The sequence below is a fragment of the Nocardia seriolae NBRC 15557 genome, assembly GCF_007990715.1.
Taxonomy (GTDB): domain Bacteria; phylum Actinomycetota; class Actinomycetes; order Mycobacteriales; family Mycobacteriaceae; genus Nocardia; species Nocardia seriolae.
Map to the genome: position 1 here is coordinate 106,484 of NZ_BJWY01000004.1, position 15,630 is coordinate 122,113.

At 69.0% G+C, this 15,630-nt stretch carries 19 protein-coding genes and 1 pseudogene; 15 read left to right on the forward strand and 5 right to left on the reverse strand.

The window, feature by feature from the left end; all coding sequences use genetic code 11:
- Positions 1-103: 103 nt before the first annotated feature.
- The 7 genes and pseudogenes from NS2_RS02195 (at position 104) to NS2_RS02225 (ending at position 5,558) form a co-directional block, all read left to right on the forward strand.
- Entirely contained in the window at positions 104-1,306 is a 1,203-nt protein-coding gene (locus NS2_RS02195) for a lipase family protein (protein WP_083414959.1), read from the forward strand.
- Between the two features lie 163 nt (positions 1,307-1,469).
- Complete coding sequence (locus NS2_RS02200; RefSeq protein WP_045438616.1) at positions 1,470-1,913, forward strand: PaaI family thioesterase; 444 nt, start codon at positions 1,470-1,472, stop codon at positions 1,911-1,913.
- Positions 1,914-2,014: 101 nt separating this feature from the next.
- Positions 2,015-2,317: an urease subunit gamma gene (locus NS2_RS02205; protein ID WP_033089463.1), complete on the forward strand. Its 303-nt coding sequence runs from the start codon at positions 2,015-2,017 to the stop codon at positions 2,315-2,317.
- 5 nt (positions 2,318-2,322) lie between these two features.
- Complete coding sequence (locus NS2_RS02210) at positions 2,323-2,634, forward strand: urease subunit beta (protein ID WP_033089481.1); 312 nt, start codon at positions 2,323-2,325, stop codon at positions 2,632-2,634.
- Positions 2,634-4,354: pseudogene (locus NS2_RS02215) on the forward strand (urease subunit alpha). Before NS2_RS02210 ends, NS2_RS02215 begins: the two are co-directional and overlap by 1 nt.
- 145 nt (positions 4,355-4,499) lie before the next feature.
- Positions 4,500-5,171, forward strand: coding sequence for an O-methyltransferase (locus NS2_RS02220; protein WP_033089464.1), 672 nt, complete (start codon positions 4,500-4,502; stop codon positions 5,169-5,171).
- A 117-nt stretch (positions 5,172-5,288) separates the two neighbouring features.
- Positions 5,289-5,558: a hypothetical protein gene (locus tag NS2_RS02225; protein ID WP_033089465.1), complete on the forward strand. Its 270-nt coding sequence runs from the start codon at positions 5,289-5,291 to the stop codon at positions 5,556-5,558.
- A 15-nt stretch (positions 5,559-5,573) separates the two neighbouring features.
- Here NS2_RS02225 and NS2_RS02230 read toward each other — a convergent pair whose 3' ends face one another.
- A complete protein-coding gene (locus NS2_RS02230; protein WP_033089466.1) occupies positions 5,574-6,128 on the reverse strand; it encodes a PadR family transcriptional regulator in 555 nt (184 codons plus the stop codon).
- A gap of 85 nt (positions 6,129-6,213) precedes the next feature.
- On the opposite strand from NS2_RS02230, the gene NS2_RS02235 reads away from it, so the two are divergent.
- On the forward strand, positions 6,214-6,621 hold the full coding sequence (locus NS2_RS02235; RefSeq protein ID WP_033089467.1) for a nuclear transport factor 2 family protein: 408 nt from the start codon (positions 6,214-6,216) through the stop codon (positions 6,619-6,621).
- A 4-nt stretch (positions 6,622-6,625) separates the two neighbouring features.
- Positions 6,626-7,036, forward strand: a complete 411-nt coding sequence (locus NS2_RS02240) for a YchJ family protein (protein WP_033089468.1) — start codon at positions 6,626-6,628, stop codon at positions 7,034-7,036.
- Positions 7,037-7,115: 79 nt separating this feature from the next.
- Here NS2_RS02240 and NS2_RS02245 read toward each other — a convergent pair whose 3' ends face one another.
- Both NS2_RS02245 and NS2_RS02250 read right to left on the reverse strand, forming a co-directional pair.
- Complete coding sequence (locus tag NS2_RS02245; RefSeq protein WP_036550980.1) at positions 7,116-7,889, reverse strand: VOC family protein; 774 nt, start codon at positions 7,887-7,889, stop codon at positions 7,116-7,118.
- A gap of 146 nt (positions 7,890-8,035) precedes the next feature.
- Complete coding sequence (locus NS2_RS02250) at positions 8,036-8,704, reverse strand: TetR/AcrR family transcriptional regulator (RefSeq protein WP_033089470.1); 669 nt, start codon at positions 8,702-8,704, stop codon at positions 8,036-8,038.
- Positions 8,705-8,816: 112 nt separating this feature from the next.
- Between NS2_RS02250 and NS2_RS02255 the strand changes: the two genes are divergently transcribed.
- Complete coding sequence (locus tag NS2_RS02255; protein ID WP_033089482.1) at positions 8,817-10,316, forward strand: MFS transporter; 1,500 nt, start codon at positions 8,817-8,819, stop codon at positions 10,314-10,316.
- Here NS2_RS02255 and NS2_RS02260 read toward each other — a convergent pair.
- On the reverse strand, positions 10,313-11,149 hold the full coding sequence (locus NS2_RS02260; protein WP_033089471.1) for a hypothetical protein: 837 nt from the start codon (positions 11,147-11,149) through the stop codon (positions 10,313-10,315). The genes NS2_RS02255 and NS2_RS02260 overlap by 4 nt on opposite strands.
- 113 nt (positions 11,150-11,262) lie before the next feature.
- Here NS2_RS02260 and NS2_RS02265 point away from each other — a divergent pair, with 113 nt between their 5' ends.
- Positions 11,263-12,165: an SDR family NAD(P)-dependent oxidoreductase gene (locus tag NS2_RS02265; RefSeq protein ID WP_237088056.1), complete on the forward strand. Its 903-nt coding sequence runs from the start codon at positions 11,263-11,265 to the stop codon at positions 12,163-12,165.
- Here NS2_RS02265 and NS2_RS02270 read toward each other — a convergent pair.
- Entirely contained in the window at positions 12,154-13,131 is a 978-nt protein-coding gene (locus NS2_RS02270; RefSeq protein WP_036550983.1) for a zinc-binding dehydrogenase, read from the reverse strand. The genes NS2_RS02265 and NS2_RS02270 overlap by 12 nt on opposite strands.
- A 133-nt stretch (positions 13,132-13,264) precedes the next feature.
- Between NS2_RS02270 and NS2_RS02275 the strand changes: the two genes are divergently transcribed.
- The 4 genes from NS2_RS02275 (at position 13,265) to NS2_RS02290 (ending at position 15,625) form a co-directional block, all read left to right on the forward strand.
- Positions 13,265-13,960, forward strand: a complete 696-nt coding sequence (locus tag NS2_RS02275) for a hypothetical protein (RefSeq protein WP_033089473.1) — start codon at positions 13,265-13,267, stop codon at positions 13,958-13,960.
- 126 nt (positions 13,961-14,086) lie between these two features.
- The gene (locus NS2_RS02280; protein ID WP_106852426.1) at positions 14,087-14,230 is read left to right on the forward strand and encodes a DUF3309 family protein; all 144 of its coding nucleotides are present in this window, start codon (positions 14,087-14,089) and stop codon (positions 14,228-14,230) included.
- A gap of 51 nt (positions 14,231-14,281) precedes the next feature.
- Positions 14,282-15,268, forward strand: a complete 987-nt coding sequence (locus tag NS2_RS02285; RefSeq protein ID WP_033089474.1) for a PHP domain-containing protein — start codon at positions 14,282-14,284, stop codon at positions 15,266-15,268.
- Positions 15,269-15,397: 129 nt separating this feature from the next.
- Positions 15,398-15,625 (forward strand): hypothetical protein, encoded by a 228-nt coding sequence (locus NS2_RS02290; RefSeq protein WP_033089475.1) that lies wholly within the window; start codon positions 15,398-15,400, stop codon positions 15,623-15,625.
- The last annotated feature ends 5 nt before the right edge of the window (positions 15,626-15,630 follow it).

Consider the following 15,630-nt stretch of genomic DNA (forward strand, 5'->3'; position numbering starts at 1 on the left):
AGCCTGATCCGCTCGACCGGGGCGTGTCATGGACCGTCGGCTGCCGCGCTGCCGATAGGTTGGCGCGCGAGGGGGTGAACCTTCCCGAGACGAGGCGGAACCGATGCGATGCCCCGATCGACCCAGTATTCGCGCCCTGGTGGCGGCCGTGTTCCTCGCGGCGCTACCGGTCGCTGTGATGCCGATGGTGCGGGTCGATGCCCCCGCCGGGGCGCAGCCCGGCGGGATGGGGGAGGTGGTCGAGTCGCATCCGGTGGCCATCCCCAGCATCCCCACCGGCGCGGCATTCTCGGCGTGGCAGGTGCGCTATGTCAGCCAGAACACCCAGGGCGCGCCGTGGACCACGGTGGCGACGGTGATGCGCCCGGCCAACCGCGTCGAGCCGCCGGTCCTGCTGGCCTACGACGCGATCATCGATGCCCTTGCGCCCCAGTGTTTTCCGTCGGCCCAGATGCAGGCGGGCCTCGGTGTGCAGGCCACGACCGGCGTGATGGGAATGGACATGGTCTATCTCGGCCGGGTACTCGAGCGTGGATGGACGGTCGTGGTGCCCGACTACCTGGGCCCCGACGGTGAATTCGCGGCCGGATACGTGGAAGGCCGCAATACCCTCGACGCCATTCGCGCGGCCGAGAACTTCGCGCCCGCAGGGCTTTCCGGCCCCGCGACCCCGGCCGCGATCTTCGGCTACTCCGGTGGCGCCCGCGGCAGCGAGTTCGCCGCCGAACTCGCCTCCGCCTACGCCCCGGAACTCAACCTGCGCGGCGCCGCGGCGGGCGGGGTGACCGTGGATGTCGCCTCGACCGCGCGAACGATCGACGGCACCTTCTCCGGGCCCATCGCGGCGGCCGCGGCCCTGGGCATCGACCGCGCCTACCCCGAACTCGGTATCGCGTCCTATTTCCCCGACCCCGGATTCCGCCACACCGTCGGCGACCTGTGCCTGCTGCAACTCGAGGCCGCCTATCCGATGCTGCGCCTGAGCGACCGCACCGCCACCCCCGGCGGTGTCAGCCTGCTCGACATCCCTTCCATCGCAACCGTTCTCGCGAGTCTGCGGGCCGGCGCCTACGGCACACCATCGGCCCCGCTGTACATCTACCACGCGATGAACGACGAAGTCTCGCCCATCGCCGACACCGACGCCCTCATCGGCGACTACTGCGCCCGCGGCGTGAACGTCACCTACCGCAAACTCCCCGGCGTCGAACACCTGACCGGCAATGTGGCCGGCAGCCCCGCCGCCCTCGACTGGCTCGGCGACCGATTGGCCGGTTTCCCGGCATCCGCCACCTGCGGCAATTGAGGCTTGATTTGTTAGGTAAGCCTGACCTACACTGGGGACCGGCGTCAGGACCGAGCGAGTATCCGGAGGGCTGCCGTGATCCCCGGTCCGCTGCCGCGGCGGGCTTCCCCGGTTGGGGGAGCCCGCCGCTTCGTATCCGGGACGCGCGTGCGAACGTGGAGCTATGAGTGACGATTTCTCCTCGGTCAAGTCCCTGGCCGATGCGACCCCCGAGCTGATGAACAAGCTCAGCGAAGGGACCTTCACCGATCTGCTCGGGCTGAAGTACACCGAGATGAGCGGTGACGGGGTGAGTGCGGAGTGGGTGGTCACGCCGCAGCAATTCCAGCCGGCAGGGATCGTGAACGGCGGGGTGTACTGCACGGTCATCGAGACCCTCGCGAGTGTGGCGGCGGGGGTGTGGCTCGGTGAGCGTGGAACCGTTGTGGGAGTGAACAACAACACCGATTTCCTGCGCGCGGTGCGCGAGGGCAAGCTGACCGGTGTGGCCAGCCCGATTCATCGGGGGCGTTCCCAGCAGCTGTGGGTCGTGGTGATCAGTGATGAGCAGGGGCGCACGGTGGCGCGCGGTCAGGTGCGGTTGCAGAACCTGTCCCCGCAGTCCTGACGACACGGACAGAATGGTCTGCGACCAGTGAAACATGCTGGTAACGCAGGCCATGCCAGAATGACCGACGATCCATCCCCGCGATTCGACGAGGAGTCCGAATGCGATTGTCGCCGCACGAGCAGGAACGCCTGCTGCTGAGTTACGCGGCCGAATTGGCCCGGCGGCGACAGGCTCGGGGACTGAAGCTGAATCACCCGGAGGCGATCGCGCTCATCACCGATCACGTGCTCGAGGGCGCGCGCGATGGGCGTACCGTCGCGGAGCTGATGGCCTCGGGCCGGACCGTGCTGAGCCGCGCCGACGTCATGGACGGCGTGCCGGAGATGATCCACGACGTCCAGGTGGAGGCCACCTTCCCGGACGGCACCAAGCTCGTCACCGTCCACCACCCGATCGGATGACGCGCATGATTCCCGGCGAATACCTCTGTGCCGAAGGCACTATCGAGTTGAATCAGGGTGCCGATCGCATCGAACTCGACGTGGTCAACACCGGTGACCGTCCGGTCCAGGTCGGCTCGCACGTGCACTTCCCCCAGGCCAATTCCGCGCTGGAATTCGACCGCGAGGCCGCCCACGGCCGCCGCCTCGACATTCCCGCCGGTACCGCGGTGCGCTTCGAACCCGTTCTGGGGCAGCGGGTTTCGCTGGTGCCGCTGGGCGGCACCCGCGAAGTGCACGGAATCAGCCTCACCCCACCCGGAAAGCTGGATGCCTGATGGCCGAACTGTCCCGCGCCCGCTACGCCGAGTTGTTCGGGCCGACCGTCGGCGACCGAATCCGCCTGGCGGACACCGATCTGCTCATCGAGATCACCGAGGACCGTTGCGGCGGACCGGGTCTGGCCGGTGACGAGGCCGTCTTCGGCGGCGGCAAGGTGCTGCGCGAATCCATGGGCCAGGCCCGCGCCACCCGCGCCGAGGGCACCCCGGACACCGTCATCACCGGCGTGGTGATCGTGGACCACTGGGGAATCATCAAGGCCGACATCGGGATTCGCGACGGCCGCATCACCGCCATCGGCAAGGCGGGCAACCCGGACACCATGAACGGAGTGCATCCGGACCTGGTGGTCGGGCCCTCGACCGAGATCATCGCGGGCAACGGCCGCATCGTCACCGCCGGGGCCATCGACTGCCACGTGCACTTCATCTGCCCGCAGATCCTCGACGAGGCCATGGCGGGCGGCATCACCACCCTCATCGGCGGCGGCACCGGACCGGCGGAGGGCACCAAGGCCACCACCGTCACCCCCGGCTCCTGGCACCTGGCCCGCATGCTGGAGTCCACCGACGCCTGGCCGGTGAACATCCTGCTGCTGGGCAAGGGCAACACCGTGCGCGAGGACGCGCTGTGGGAGCAATTGCGCGGCGGCGCGGGCGGTTTCAAGCTGCACGAGGACTGGGGCACCACCCCGGCGGCCATCGACCACTGCCTCACCGTCGCCGACGCGTCCGGGGTCCAGGTGGCACTGCACTCGGACACTCTCAACGAGGCCGGATTCGTGGAGGACACCCTGGCCGCGATCCGCGGCCGGGCCATCCACTCGTATCACACCGAGGGCGCGGGCGGCGGGCACGCGCCCGACATCATCACCGTCGCTTCGCATCTCAATGTGCTGCCCAGCTCCACCAACCCGACCCGGCCGCACACCGTCAACACCCTCGACGAGCACCTCGACATGCTCATGGTGTGCCACCACCTGAGCTCCTCCATCCCCGAGGATCTGGCCTTCGCGGAGAGCCGGATCCGGCCCTCCACCATTGCCGCCGAGGACCTGCTGCACGACTTGGGCGCGATCTCCATGATCGGTTCGGACTCCCAGGCCATGGGCCGCATCGGCGAGGTGGTCATGCGCACCTGGCAGACCGCGCACGTCATGAAGCGCCGCCGCGGCGCGCTGCCCGGCGACGGGGCAGCCGACAACAACCGGGTCCAGCGGTATGTCGCGAAATACACCATCTGCCCGGCGGTTACGCACGGCCTCGACGCCGAGATCGGCTCGGTCGAGGTGGGCAAGCTGGCCGACCTGGTGCTGTGGGATCCGGCCTTCTTCGGCGTCCGCCGCACGCGGTCATCAAGGGCGGCACGATCGCCTGGGCCGCCATGGGCGACGCCAACGCCTCCATCCCCACCCCGCAACCGGTCCTCCCGCGCCCGATGTTCGGAGCCGCCCCGAGCGTGACGGCGAGCACCTCCCTGCATTTCGTGTCCGAGCAGGCCATCGAGGACGGCCTGGCCGATCGGCTGCGGGTGAACCGGAAACTGGTACCGGTGGCCAATGTTCGCCGCCGCACCAAGGCCGACCTCCCCAACAACGACGCCATGCCCCGCATCGAGGTCGACCCGGACACCTTCACCGTCCGCATCGACGGCGAGGTGTGGGCCGAGGAACCCGCCACCGAACTGCCCATGGCACAACGGTATTTCCTGTTCTGACCGCCGCCACGGCTGTTCGGACACACCCTGCGGTGACGCCGATGCCCCTCGGGCATCGGCGTTCTTCGTCCGCGCGCCGAGTGTGAAATCTCTCGGCTCGAGCGCAATGCTGGGAGTGCGCCGGGGGCGGTGGCAGACTGCGGGTATGACGACTGCCGAGTGGGCCGAAGTTGATCGCTATCTCGTCGAAACCCTGGTGGGAGACGGGGATTCGGAAACCTTGCGGGCGAACGCGGAGGCGGGGCTGCCCGCCATCGACGTGTCGCCGCCGCAGGGGAAGTTCCTGTATCTGATCGCGAAGTCGGCGCGGGCGCGGCGGGTGCTCGAGATCGGGACGCTGGGCGGATACAGCACCACCTGGCTGGCGCGGGCCGTGGGCAAGTCCGGTCAGGTGGTGACCCTCGAGTTCGAGCCCAGGCATGCGGAGGTCGCGCGGGTCAATCTGGATCGCGCGGGCGTGGGCGAGCGGGTGGAGATCCGGGTCGGGGCGGCCCTCGACACGCTGCCGGTGCTGGCCGACGAGCAGCCCGCGCCCTTCGATCTGGTGTTCATCGACGCCGACAAGGTCAACAACGCCAACTATGTTCGCTGGGCGCTGAAGCTGACCCGGCCGGGATCGGCGATCATCGTCGACAATGTGGTGCGCAAGGGCGGCATCGCCGATCCCGACTCGGCCGACGCGGCCGTGCGCGCCAGCCGCGAGGTCATCGAATTGATCGGGGCCGAGCCGCGTTTGGACGGGACCGTGTTGCAGACGGTTGGCGGTAAGGGCTGGGACGGGTTCGCCTATGCGGTCGTGCTGGGCGAGGACGACTGAGTCCGAGGTCACTCACCCCGGGTGAACTGGGCCGATGGTGTCTGGTTCACCCGAAAAGGGTGAATTAGCTGAATGGTTGCTTGAATTCGCTCGGGTGGGGTCAATACGGTCATATGAATGAGCGACCCCTACGGCCCGACCTTCCCGCCGCCGAACTTCATGGCCCCTCGGGAACCCGAACCCGGCCCGGGCGCGCTCGATCGGGTACGCAAGACCGTCGCCGTGACCGCTCCGGTGGCGGCGCTGGTCCTGATCGTCGGTGTGCTGGCGGTCGTCATCTATCGCGGTGAGCATCCGGGTGACGCCGTGTCCGACGGCGACCGTCGTGCCAATGTCCCCACCTCGGCCGCCGTCGCCCCGGCGCGTCCGGCCGTGCACGCCTCGTAAGACGCCGCCGCGCAGTCACTTCCGCGATCCGGGTGCTTGCTCCGGATTCGCGGCCAATTCCTCCCAGTAGTCGACATACGCCTGCTCGTGCATGATGCCCAGGCGTAGCACCCGTGCGCGCGAGACCGCGCGGACGCTGTCGTCCGGGTCGATCTCCGCGTAGAGCTCGCGATACAGCTCCAGCCAGCGGCGGTGTTCGGCGGCCTGGCCACGAGCCAGCGCCACCACGTCGCCGGGCTCGCCCAGGTCGGCGAAGAACAGTTTCAGCTGCGCCGGATCGCGGGTCTCCGGCGGCGGCGACGTCGGGTCGCCGAGCCAGCGGGTGAGTTCGGCGCGCCCGGCCTCGGTCAGATGGAAGACGCGGCGGCGGCGTCCGCTCTCCTCGGCCTCTTCGCGCAGCAATCCCTGGTCGGCCAGTCGCGGTGGGACGCGATAGAGCTGGGCGTGGGGGATGGGCCAGAACTTCTCGACGCTCTCCTCGATGCGGACCTTCAGGTCGTAGGGGGTCAGCGGTCCGTGCCGGGCGATCAGACCCAGCACGATGTGGTCCTGCGGGCCGAGTTCGGCCATGTCGCAATCCTTTCCTTGACACCATCTCATTGAGACTATAACTTCGTCTCAGTCAGACGGTATCAATGAGACTATTGGAGTTGGAATGCGCGACCACGCCATCGACCTGTTCGACCGCTGGACCGCCATGTGGGACGGCGACCTCGCCCTGGCCGAGGAGATCATGGCCCCCGAATTCACCCTCCGCTACGCCCAGCCGGGCGCGAGCGAGTACGACGACATCCACGATCCCGCCACCTTCGCCACCGCGATCGACAAGTTCCGCGCCGAGCGGCCCGGCCTGAGCTTCTCGGTGCAGGGCCAGCCGATCGTCGAAATGAGTGACGCCCGAACCGGAATCATCGCCCGGCCCTACGGGGCCCGGGTCGTCGACGCGAATGGCGTCGTCGTGCGCGACATCAGCGGCACCGACATCCTGCGCTTCGCCGACGGGAAGATCGTGGAGGTGTGGTCGGTGTCCGGCGGGCTCGAAGGACGCAGCTTCTACGCTTGAGCCCATGTCGAAGCGCCGCAAACCCCAGCCTCTTCCGACGGACTGCCCGTGCGGGCTGCCCGCCACCTACGCGGAATGCTGCGGCCGCCTGCACAGCGGTACGGTCCAGGCGGGCACCGCCGAGCAGCTCATGCGCTCGCGGTTCAGCGCCTTCGCCGTGCATGACGAGGCGTATCTGCTGCGCAGCTGGGATCCCGAAACCCGGCCCGCCGACCTGGATTTCGATCCGGCGCTGCGCTGGGACCGGCTCGAGATCCTCGGCGCGACCGGCGGCGGGCCCTTCCACACCGAGGGCACGGTGGAATTCCGTGCGCACTATCGCGCCCACGGTGCGGCGGGGCAGCTGCACGAGAACAGCCGGTTCCGCCGCGACCACGGGGCCTGGGTCTACCTCGACGGCGTGATCGAGAACTGAACGGCGGGATCCGGAACTGAACGGTGCGATCGCGAACCGAACGGCCGGATCGTGAACCGGACGGCGCGATCGGGGTCGATCAGCCGACGAACATGATCGAGAAGACCGCGCCCGCCGGATCCGCCAACACCGCCGTGCGGGCCGGACCGGGCCCGTCCGCGGGTTCGGTCACGATCGTGCCGCCGAGCTCGACTGCGCGGGCCGCGACGGCGTCGGCATCGGCCACCCGGACCACGAGTGACCAGCGCGGTGCCGGTTCGCCGGGCGCGGCGCGGCGCACGCCACCGAATTCGCCGGTGGCCGGCGTGGACAGGGCCTGATAGGGGTTCTCGGTCGCGGTCTCCCAGCCCGCGTTGCGGTAAGTCCAGCCGAGCGCCTTGGCGTAGTGGGCCATCGCCTCGGACGGCGTGCGCGCCGCCGCGTAGTCGATCCACATGGGATTGCCGACCTGCCCCCAGCGCTCGGTGCCGGGATCGGTGATCGAGCGGGACACGCCGTAGGGCGCGCCGTCCGGATCGGCGAGCACGGCGAACTCCAAGCGGCCGAACACATCCGTCGGGGGCATGAGCACGCCCGCGCCCGCGTCGACCGCGGCGGCCACGCTCGCCCCGGTGTCCGCAACGGTGAAATAGGGCAGCCAGATCGCGGGTTCGGCTGTGCCGTCCGGATTCTCGGCCGACATGATGCCCGCGACCTGCGCGTCGTCCTGGAACAGCAGCGTGTAGTGCCCGGCCTCGAGGCCGAGATCGCGTGCGGTCCAGCCGAACAGTGCCGTGTAGAACTCCGCGCTGGCGGCGATATCGGGGGCGGTGACGTCGAACCAGCGGGGTGTACCGGGAATGAGGTCGGGCATATCGTCTCCTCGTCGATGACAGTCGTGCGCAAGCGGTGAGAGTCGGCGCGCATGCGCGGGCAGCGCAGGCTTGCGGCCGGTGCAAATATGCGGACGATGCCGGACAAGGGGATTCATCGGTGCCCGTGACCCCGATTTCGCGCGGATCAGCGGGCGGAACGGGCCTCGAAACCGTCGCACAGTGCCTCGAGACCGGTCTCGAGCAGGTGTTCCGGGTTCAGTAGGGCGGTGTCGCCGGTGCCCGCGAGCCCCGCCAGTGGGGGCGGGGTGGGCCAGTGCGGGTCGCCGTCGAGCAGGGCGGTCAGGCCCGAGCGTTCGTCGGCATTGCTGTCGCGGCCCTGTAGCAGCCGGGCGCTGACCTCCTGGAGGGCGACCCCGGCGATGTAACTCCAGACCGCCAGGGACATGCGGGTGGCCTCGCGGGCGTCCACGCCGAGTTCGCTGAAGCCCTCGACCAGCCAGGCCAGCACGATCAGGCTGTGCTCGCCGAAGTTGTAGCGCGGCACCGCGAAGGTGAACAGCACCCACGGATGTTCCTGGTAGAGCCGCCAATCCACCTCGGCGGCAATGCGCACGCGGTCGCGCCAGTTCCAGCCCCGGCCCTCGGCGGGCGGGTAGGGATTGCGGCGCGAGACCTCGTCGGTCATGGCGGCCAGCAGCGTGTCCTTGTTGGGGACGTGCCGGTAGAGCGACATGGCCCCCGCGTTCATGCGCTCGGCGATGCGGCGCATCGACAGGGCGTCGAGTCCGGACTCGTCGGCCAGGGCGATGGCGGTGTCGACGATGGCGGCCCGGGTGAGCTTGGCCTCGGTCATCGGACGAATTCTTTCCTTCCCGCACCGGTTATGCGTACACTGTACCCACGGTCGCGCGTACGGCGTACGCGCGCCTTCGATTGTCAGCCCGAAATCAGCCCGAAGGATGGTCATGACGAGTACCCTCGCGCGTCCCGACGCGAAGACGCCGCGCCGTGCCTGGGCCGGGCTGTCGGTACTGCTGCTGCCCGTGCTGCTGGTGTCGATGGACATGTCGGTATTGTACCTGGCCATGCCGACACTCACCCGGAGCCTGGATCCGTCTGCGACCCAACAGCTCTGGATTCTCGACATCTACGGCTTCATGATCGCGGGCCTGCTCATCACGATGGGCAATCTGGGCGATCGGATCGGGCGGCGCAATATCCTGCTGATCGGCGCCACCGTGTTCGGAATCGCCTCGGTGCTGGCCGCCTTCGCGCCCAGCGCGGGCGTGCTGATCGCGGCGCGGGCGCTCATGGGCATGGGTGGCGCGACACTGCTGCCGTCCAGTCTGGCGCTGATCTCCACGCTGTTCCCCGACGCTCGCGCCCGGGCCACCGCCATCGGTGTGTGGACCGCCTTCTTCGCGGGTGGCTCGGCGGTCGGGCCGATCATCGGCGGCGTACTGCTGCACCACTTCTGGTGGGGCTCGGTATTCCTGATCAATACCCCGGTGCTGCTGGTGCTGCTGGTCTTCGGGCCGCTGCTGCTGCCCGAGCACCGCGCGGCCGGGCGCGGACCCCTGGACTGGGTGAGCGTGCTGCTGTCGATCGGCGGCATCCTGCCCATCGTGTACGCCATCAAGCATTGCGCGGCTGAGGGATTCGACCTGCCGTCGGTCGGCATCGGGATCATCGGTGCCCTGCTGCTCACCGCGTTCATCCGCCGCCAGCGGCACCTGGCCGAACCGCTGCTGGACCTGAGCCTGTTCCGGCGCGGACTGTTCTCGGTGGCCATCGGCTCCAGCACGGTCGGCATGCTGGCGCTGGCCGGCATGAGCTACCTGACCAGCGTGTACCTGCAGTCGGTGACCGGCCGCGACGCGCTGGCTGCGGCGCTGCTCGGGATCCCGATGGCGGTGGTGGTGTTCGTGTGCTCGATGAGCGGCGCGCGGATCGGGCACAAGCTCGGCACCAAGACCACCTTCGTGCTGGCGCTGAGCCTGGCCGCGGCGGGCAATCTCATGCTGCTCGGGGTTGGCGTGTACGGCGGGATCGGCTGGTACGTCGCGGGTTCCGTGGTCGCGGGCATGGGTCTCGGCACCGCGTTCACGCTGGTGTCGGAGGTGGCGGTGTCGTCGGTGCCGCCCGAGCGGGCCGGGTCGGCGGTCGGCATCTCCGAGACCAGCTTCGAACTCGGCAACGGGCTGGGACTGGCGCTGCTGGGATCGCTGGCGGCACTGGTGTTCCGGTCCGGCGGCGACTTCGGGCCGACGCTGGGGGAGACCCTGAGCGAGGCCGGGGACAACGCGGCGCTGGTGGATTCGGCGCGCGCGTCGTTCGTCGACGGCATGCACGTCGCGACCACCACCGGCGCGGTGCTGCTGGCCGCCATGGCGGTGGTGGCGTTCTTCGCCAAGCCCGGGGCCACCGCGAAAAGCGGTGCGGTGGCGGCTGGATCGGTGCACTAGCCGAAGATCAGCGTCCACACCTCCGCGATGCGGGCGCGCCAGGGCATGACCACGGTGCGATAGGCCCAGCGCACCGGCTTCGCCATCGCCTGCCAGGCACGGGCGATGGCCGCGAAGAGCGGTTGCAGCACGGTGCGATTCAGCCAGCGGCACGGGGCCACCACCGTCACCGCGACGACGGTGGTGGCCACCCGCCAGCCGAAGACGATCGTGACCAGCAGCGCGTAGACCAGCGGGCGCAGCACCCACCGCCACAGGTGTTCCAGCGGCCGGACGATCAGCCACCTGATGAGCGGTTCGAGCACGGTGAGCGCGAACCAGCGGCCGCCCGGGTAGAGAATGCGCCGCCAGGCCGCGGAGATCGGGATGACGATCAGCCATTCGACGGCGGTCACAATCGTCCACGCGATCGCGCGGGCAACGGGCCGGACGATGTTGCGGAAGATCCAGGGGATGCCCGGTTTCAGCACGCGCCGCCACACCCACTCCTCGATGGCGCGCTGGATCGGGCGCAGGACATAGGCTAGCAGGAACGCACCGAGCGGGGTGAGGACCATACCGAACAGCAGCTGCTGGATCAGCAGATGCCATAGGTACCGGCGCACGAAATTGCGCAGCGGTCGGAAGACCCAGTCTCGGAACAAGATCGCCAGCGGTTTCGCCAGATGCTCGTCGAACAGCCCGAACGCCGCGGCCACGAGGCGGGGGATGCGTTTGATCGCCTCCCACAGCAGCCGCGGCGGTACGAACACCACGAGCACCAGGGTCCGCGCGATCCAACCGCCGATCGAGACGTGTTCCGGTGCTGCCCGTTCGGGCGTGTGCGTGGACATGATTTCCTTCCCCCGAGTACCGCCTTCAATCCTGGCGTGGGAAAGTTGCTCGCGCCCTGGGTATTTCCACTCAGTTCTCGATCGCGTACCGGCCAGGCGGTTACCCTCGAATGGTGGCCGAGCACAACACCTCGAACAGTGCGAATCACGCCGGGTCCAATGGCCGTCCGCTGGCGGAACGGGTGGCGACCAGGATCTTCTATCCGACCTCCCGCCCGCGCGAGAAAGCCTTGCGTGAGGCCGTGTCCGACGCGGTCGTGCTGGTGACCGGTGCCTCGCACGGCATCGGGAAGGCGGCGGCGAAGAAGCGGGCCGGAGCCGGGGCGACGGTGCTGCTGGTGGCGCGCTCGCGGGAGGATCTCGAGGCGGTGGCCGCCGATATCCGCGCGGCGGGCGGAACGGCGCACGTATACGTCTCGGACATCACCGAATTCGAGGCCGTCGAGGAGCTGGGCCGCGGCCTGCTGGCCACGCACGGCCGCGTCGACATGGTGATCAATAACGCGGGCCACTCGATTCGCCGCCCGATCGACCAATCCTATGATCGCTTCCACGATTTCACCCGCACCATCGACGTCAACTACCTCGGACCGGTGCGCCTGCTGCTGACGCTGCTGCCGAGCATGCGCGAACGCGGCCGCGGGCACATCGTGAACATCTCCACCTGGGGGCTGCGCATGCCGCCCGCACCGCGCTGGTCGGCCTACGGTGCGTCCAAGGGCGCCTTCGACATCTGGCTGCGCACCGTGGCGACGGAGATCGCCGCCGACGGTGTCACCACCACCTCCGTCTACATGCCCCTGGTCCACACCCGGATGAGCGCGCCCACCGACTTCTCCGGCGTTCCCGGCCTGACCGCCGCCGAGGCCGCCGACCTCATCTGCCACGCCGTCGTCGCGCGGCCGCTGGAGATCTCACCGTGGTGGACCGGCCCGATCCAGGCCTGGACGGACCTGCGCCGGGGAGCCGCGCAACGCTTCATGGAACGCGGTCTCGGCCGCCGGTCAGGGGACTAGCACCACCTTGCCGGTGGTCTGCCGCTGCTCCAGCGCCCGATGCGCCGCGACGGCCTCCGCGAGCGGGAAGCGCTGCACGGCGGGCCGCAACCGCCCCGCCGCGGCCTCGGCCAGCGCCCGGGTTTCCAAGGCGCGCAACCCGCCCGCGCGCTCGAGCATCGGCGGGCCGAGCACGAATTGGGTTGTCACGCCGCGATCGGCGAGCGCGGTCTCGTCCATCTCGATCCGACCGGCGGACCACCCGAACACCAGCCGCACACCGCCCTGGCCGAGCAGATCGACTCCGGCGCGGGCGATCTCGCCCCCGACTCCGTCGAACAGCACGGTCGCGGGCTGCTGCCCGTACTTCGCCCGGACGGCCTCCGGCCACGCCGCGTCCAGGTAATCGAGTGCCAGGTCCGCCCCGTTCTCGAAAACCTGATCGGCCTTGGCCTTTCCGCCCGCCAGCCCGATGACGGTGGCACCCGCCCCGACCAGGTACTGCACCAGCAGGGTCCCGATCCCGCCCGCGGCCGACGGCACGATCGCGACGGTCTCCGGGCCCGCTTCGACGAACCCGAGGATCCCCAGCGCGGTCCGCCCGGTGCCGATCATGGCGACCGCGACCCCCGCGTCCAGACCCTCCGGAATCTCGTGCAGCCGTTCGGCTTCGGTCACGGTCAGCTCGGCGTACCCGCCCGGAACCTGCCCGATGTGAGCGACCGCCCGCCGACCGAGCCAGCTCGGCTCGACTCCCGGGCCGACGCGATCGACCGTCCCCGCCACCTCGCGCCCGGGAACGGTGGGCAGCTCCGGCAGCGGCATCGGCCCGGACACGATCCCTTGCCGCAGCGAGGTATCCAGCAGGTGCACCCCTGCGGCCGCCACCGCGATCCGAACCTGTCCCGGTCCCGGCTCCGGATCCGCGACGCTCTCATTCCGCAGCTTCTCCGCGGCCCCGAACTCATGAAGGCGAATGGCCCGCACGACAACTCCTCTGTCTCGACCGGATGGCGACCTCCACCCTGCAACCTCAACCATTATTCAGGTCAAGGGGCGCGGGTTTTGGGGGCTTCCGGTGTTGATCACATATCGGGGAATCTGTTCTCGGGGGTGCGAGATGCAGATCACCGAATACAGCGTCGCCGGACTGCGATCCGCGGTCATCGATCTTCGGGCGCGCGGAAATCCCTTGACGTTCCGGCTGTTTCCGATGGTCCACCTCGCCCGGCCGGAGTTCTACCGGGAGGTGGCGCAGCGGCTGCGGGAGTGCGATCTGATCGTCTCCGAGGGCGAGGACACACCCAGCTCCACCGGATACGCGATCGTGCTCGCCATGCGTCTCACCTTCCAGCGGGCCGCCCGGAACCTGCTGCACCAGGACATCGACCACGAAGCACTGGGTGTGCCCACGCTGTGGCCCGACAACTACTCGCGCCCGAGCCGTCGGCGGCGATTCTCCCCGTGGTCGCTGGCCGACATCGTCCTCATGACCCCGTTCTATTTCGTGGTGATGGCACTCGGCGGCCGAGGCTGGTTGCTGCGCACCCGATTCGAGGTCAACGACGACACCGACGTCCGCCTGCGCATGATGACCAAGTCCCTCGTTCACGACCGCGACGCGACGCTGATCGAGACCCTGTCGCGGGTCTACGAGGAGCGCCGCGATCGCCGCGAGGTGGTCGCCGTCGTCTACGGCGCGGCACACCTGCCCGCGGTGATCAATGCCCTGAACGCCCGCTTCGGTTACCGGGCGGTCGGCGCGGAATGGGTGACGGTGTTCGACGAGGCCGACGAGACCCGCAGGGTTGGTTGAGGCGAGCGCGAGAAGGTAACCTCCCACTGCCAACTCGTCGCCCCTGCGCCGCCAGTCGCCGATTCGGCTGTAGTGCAAGCGAATCCGCGCACCCTACCGTGGGTGTGAGAGTGTGGGGAGGCGGCCGTGAAGCGCCTGCTGTTCGTTGTGATCGCGCTGATCGCGGCCGGGTCGACCTTCGATTACGCCCGGACCGCGGGCCATTACGGACCGGCGGTCGTGGTGGGCGTTATCGTGACGCTGCTGCTGGTCGTGCAGGCCATGAAATAGCGGAAGCGGTGTGGCGGGCGCGCCGGTCCCGGGGTGTCGCACACTGGTGACATGGACCCCGTCGTGGCTCTGCGTCAGATCGCGTTCTTCAAGGACCGTGCGCGCGAGGACCCCCGACGCGTCATGGCCTACCGCAACGCCGCCGACATCCTCGAGCGGCTCGACGACGCCCAGCTACAGCGACTGGGCAACTCCGGCGATTGGCAGTCGCTGCCGGGCATCGGGCCGAAGACGGCCGCGGTCATCGCACAGGCCTGGTCGGGCCGGGAACCCGACGCGCTGGCCAAGTTGCGCACCGGGGTGAAGGACCTGGGCGGCGGCGCACTCCGCAAGGCCCTGAAGGGCGACCTGCACGTGCATTCGAACTGGTCGGACGGTGTCGCACCGATCACCGAAATGATGGCGGCCGCACAGGCATTGGGCCACGAATACTGCGCCCTCACCGACCACTCACCCCGCCTCACCGTCGCCAACGGCCTCTCGCCCGACCGGCTCCGGCAGCAACTCGACGTCCTCGACGAACTCCGTGACACCTTCGCCCCCATGCGCATCCTGTCCGGCATCGAGGTCGACATCCTCGACGACGGCTCGCTCGACCAGGAACCGGCCCTGCTCGACCGCCTCGACATCGTGGTCGCCAGCGTCCACTCCAAACTGAAAATGGACGCCGCCGCCATGACCCGCCGCATGGTCCGCGCCGATATCCTCGGCCACTGCACCGGCCGCCTCCTCGAAGGCGCCCGCGGCACCCGTCCAGAATCGAAATTCGATGCCGAACAGGTCTTCACCGCCTGCCGCGACCACGGCACCGCCGTCGAGATCAACTCCCGCCCCGAACGCCGCGACCCCCCGACCCGCCTGCTGAAGCTCGCCGCCGACATCGGCTGCGACTTCTCCATAGACACCGACGCCCACGCCCCCGGCCAACTCGACTTCCTCGGCTACGGCGCCCAGCGCGCCCGGGACCTGGCCATCCCCGCCGACCGCATCATCAACACCTGGCCCGCCGACAAACTCCTCGCCTGGACCGCCTCCTGACCGAATCCTCCTGCGCCACAACTGCGGCGAGCGCCCGAGCGGAATTGAAATGAATCTGCTTCATAACTTGGGGTCCCGGGTTAGCCTGCCATCGCAATCCGCGAGAAGTGTTCGGAGAGAGGAACATCGATGAGAACCCTCGTACTGAAGTCATGTGCCGTCGCAGCCATCGTCACCGGGCTCGGTGCCGGGCCCGCCCTGGCCGCACCGGTGGTGCTGCAACCCGCGGCCCCGGAGGCCGCCGACGTCACCCCGGTCGCCGGACTGGTCCCCGAAACCGGATCGGCCGGTGTACTGAACACGATCACCTGTGGCCTGAAGACCCTCTCGGCGTCGATGCCCTGCCTTTACACCTAGTGTCC

What these genes read in the sequence shown, in the direction of transcription:
- NS2_RS02195 (WP_083414959.1), top strand. Translation starts at nt 104, where the DNA reads ATGCGATGCCCCGATCGACCCAGTATTCGCGCCCTGGTGGCGGCCGTG.
- NS2_RS02250 (WP_033089470.1), bottom strand. Translation starts at nt 8,704, where the DNA reads ATGACCGAGGCCAAGCTCACCCGGGCCGCCATCGTCGACACCGCCATC.
- NS2_RS02240 (WP_033089468.1), top strand. Translation starts at nt 6,626, where the DNA reads ATGTCGAAGCGCCGCAAACCCCAGCCTCTTCCGACGGACTGCCCGTGC.
- NS2_RS02225 (WP_033089465.1), top strand. Translation starts at nt 5,289, where the DNA reads ATGAGCGACCCCTACGGCCCGACCTTCCCGCCGCCGAACTTCATGGCC.
- NS2_RS02255 (WP_033089482.1), top strand. Translation starts at nt 8,817, where the DNA reads ATGACGAGTACCCTCGCGCGTCCCGACGCGAAGACGCCGCGCCGTGCC.
- NS2_RS02230 (WP_033089466.1), bottom strand. Translation starts at nt 6,128, where the DNA reads ATGGCCGAACTCGGCCCGCAGGACCACATCGTGCTGGGTCTGATCGCC.
- NS2_RS02205 (WP_033089463.1), top strand. Translation starts at nt 2,015, where the DNA reads ATGCGATTGTCGCCGCACGAGCAGGAACGCCTGCTGCTGAGTTACGCG.
- NS2_RS02200 (WP_045438616.1), top strand. Translation starts at nt 1,470, where the DNA reads ATGAGTGACGATTTCTCCTCGGTCAAGTCCCTGGCCGATGCGACCCCC.
- NS2_RS02210 (WP_033089481.1), top strand. Translation starts at nt 2,323, where the DNA reads ATGATTCCCGGCGAATACCTCTGTGCCGAAGGCACTATCGAGTTGAAT.
- NS2_RS02285 (WP_033089474.1), top strand. Translation starts at nt 14,282, where the DNA reads ATGGACCCCGTCGTGGCTCTGCGTCAGATCGCGTTCTTCAAGGACCGT.
- NS2_RS02260 (WP_033089471.1), bottom strand. Translation starts at nt 11,149, where the DNA reads ATGTCCACGCACACGCCCGAACGGGCAGCACCGGAACACGTCTCGATC.
- NS2_RS02235 (WP_033089467.1), top strand. Translation starts at nt 6,214, where the DNA reads ATGCGCGACCACGCCATCGACCTGTTCGACCGCTGGACCGCCATGTGG.
- NS2_RS02245 (WP_036550980.1), bottom strand. Translation starts at nt 7,889, where the DNA reads ATGCCCGACCTCATTCCCGGTACACCCCGCTGGTTCGACGTCACCGCC.
- NS2_RS02220 (WP_033089464.1), top strand. Translation starts at nt 4,500, where the DNA reads ATGACGACTGCCGAGTGGGCCGAAGTTGATCGCTATCTCGTCGAAACC.
- NS2_RS02275 (WP_033089473.1), top strand. Translation starts at nt 13,265, where the DNA reads ATGCAGATCACCGAATACAGCGTCGCCGGACTGCGATCCGCGGTCATC.
- NS2_RS02290 (WP_033089475.1), top strand. Translation starts at nt 15,398, where the DNA reads ATGAGAACCCTCGTACTGAAGTCATGTGCCGTCGCAGCCATCGTCACC.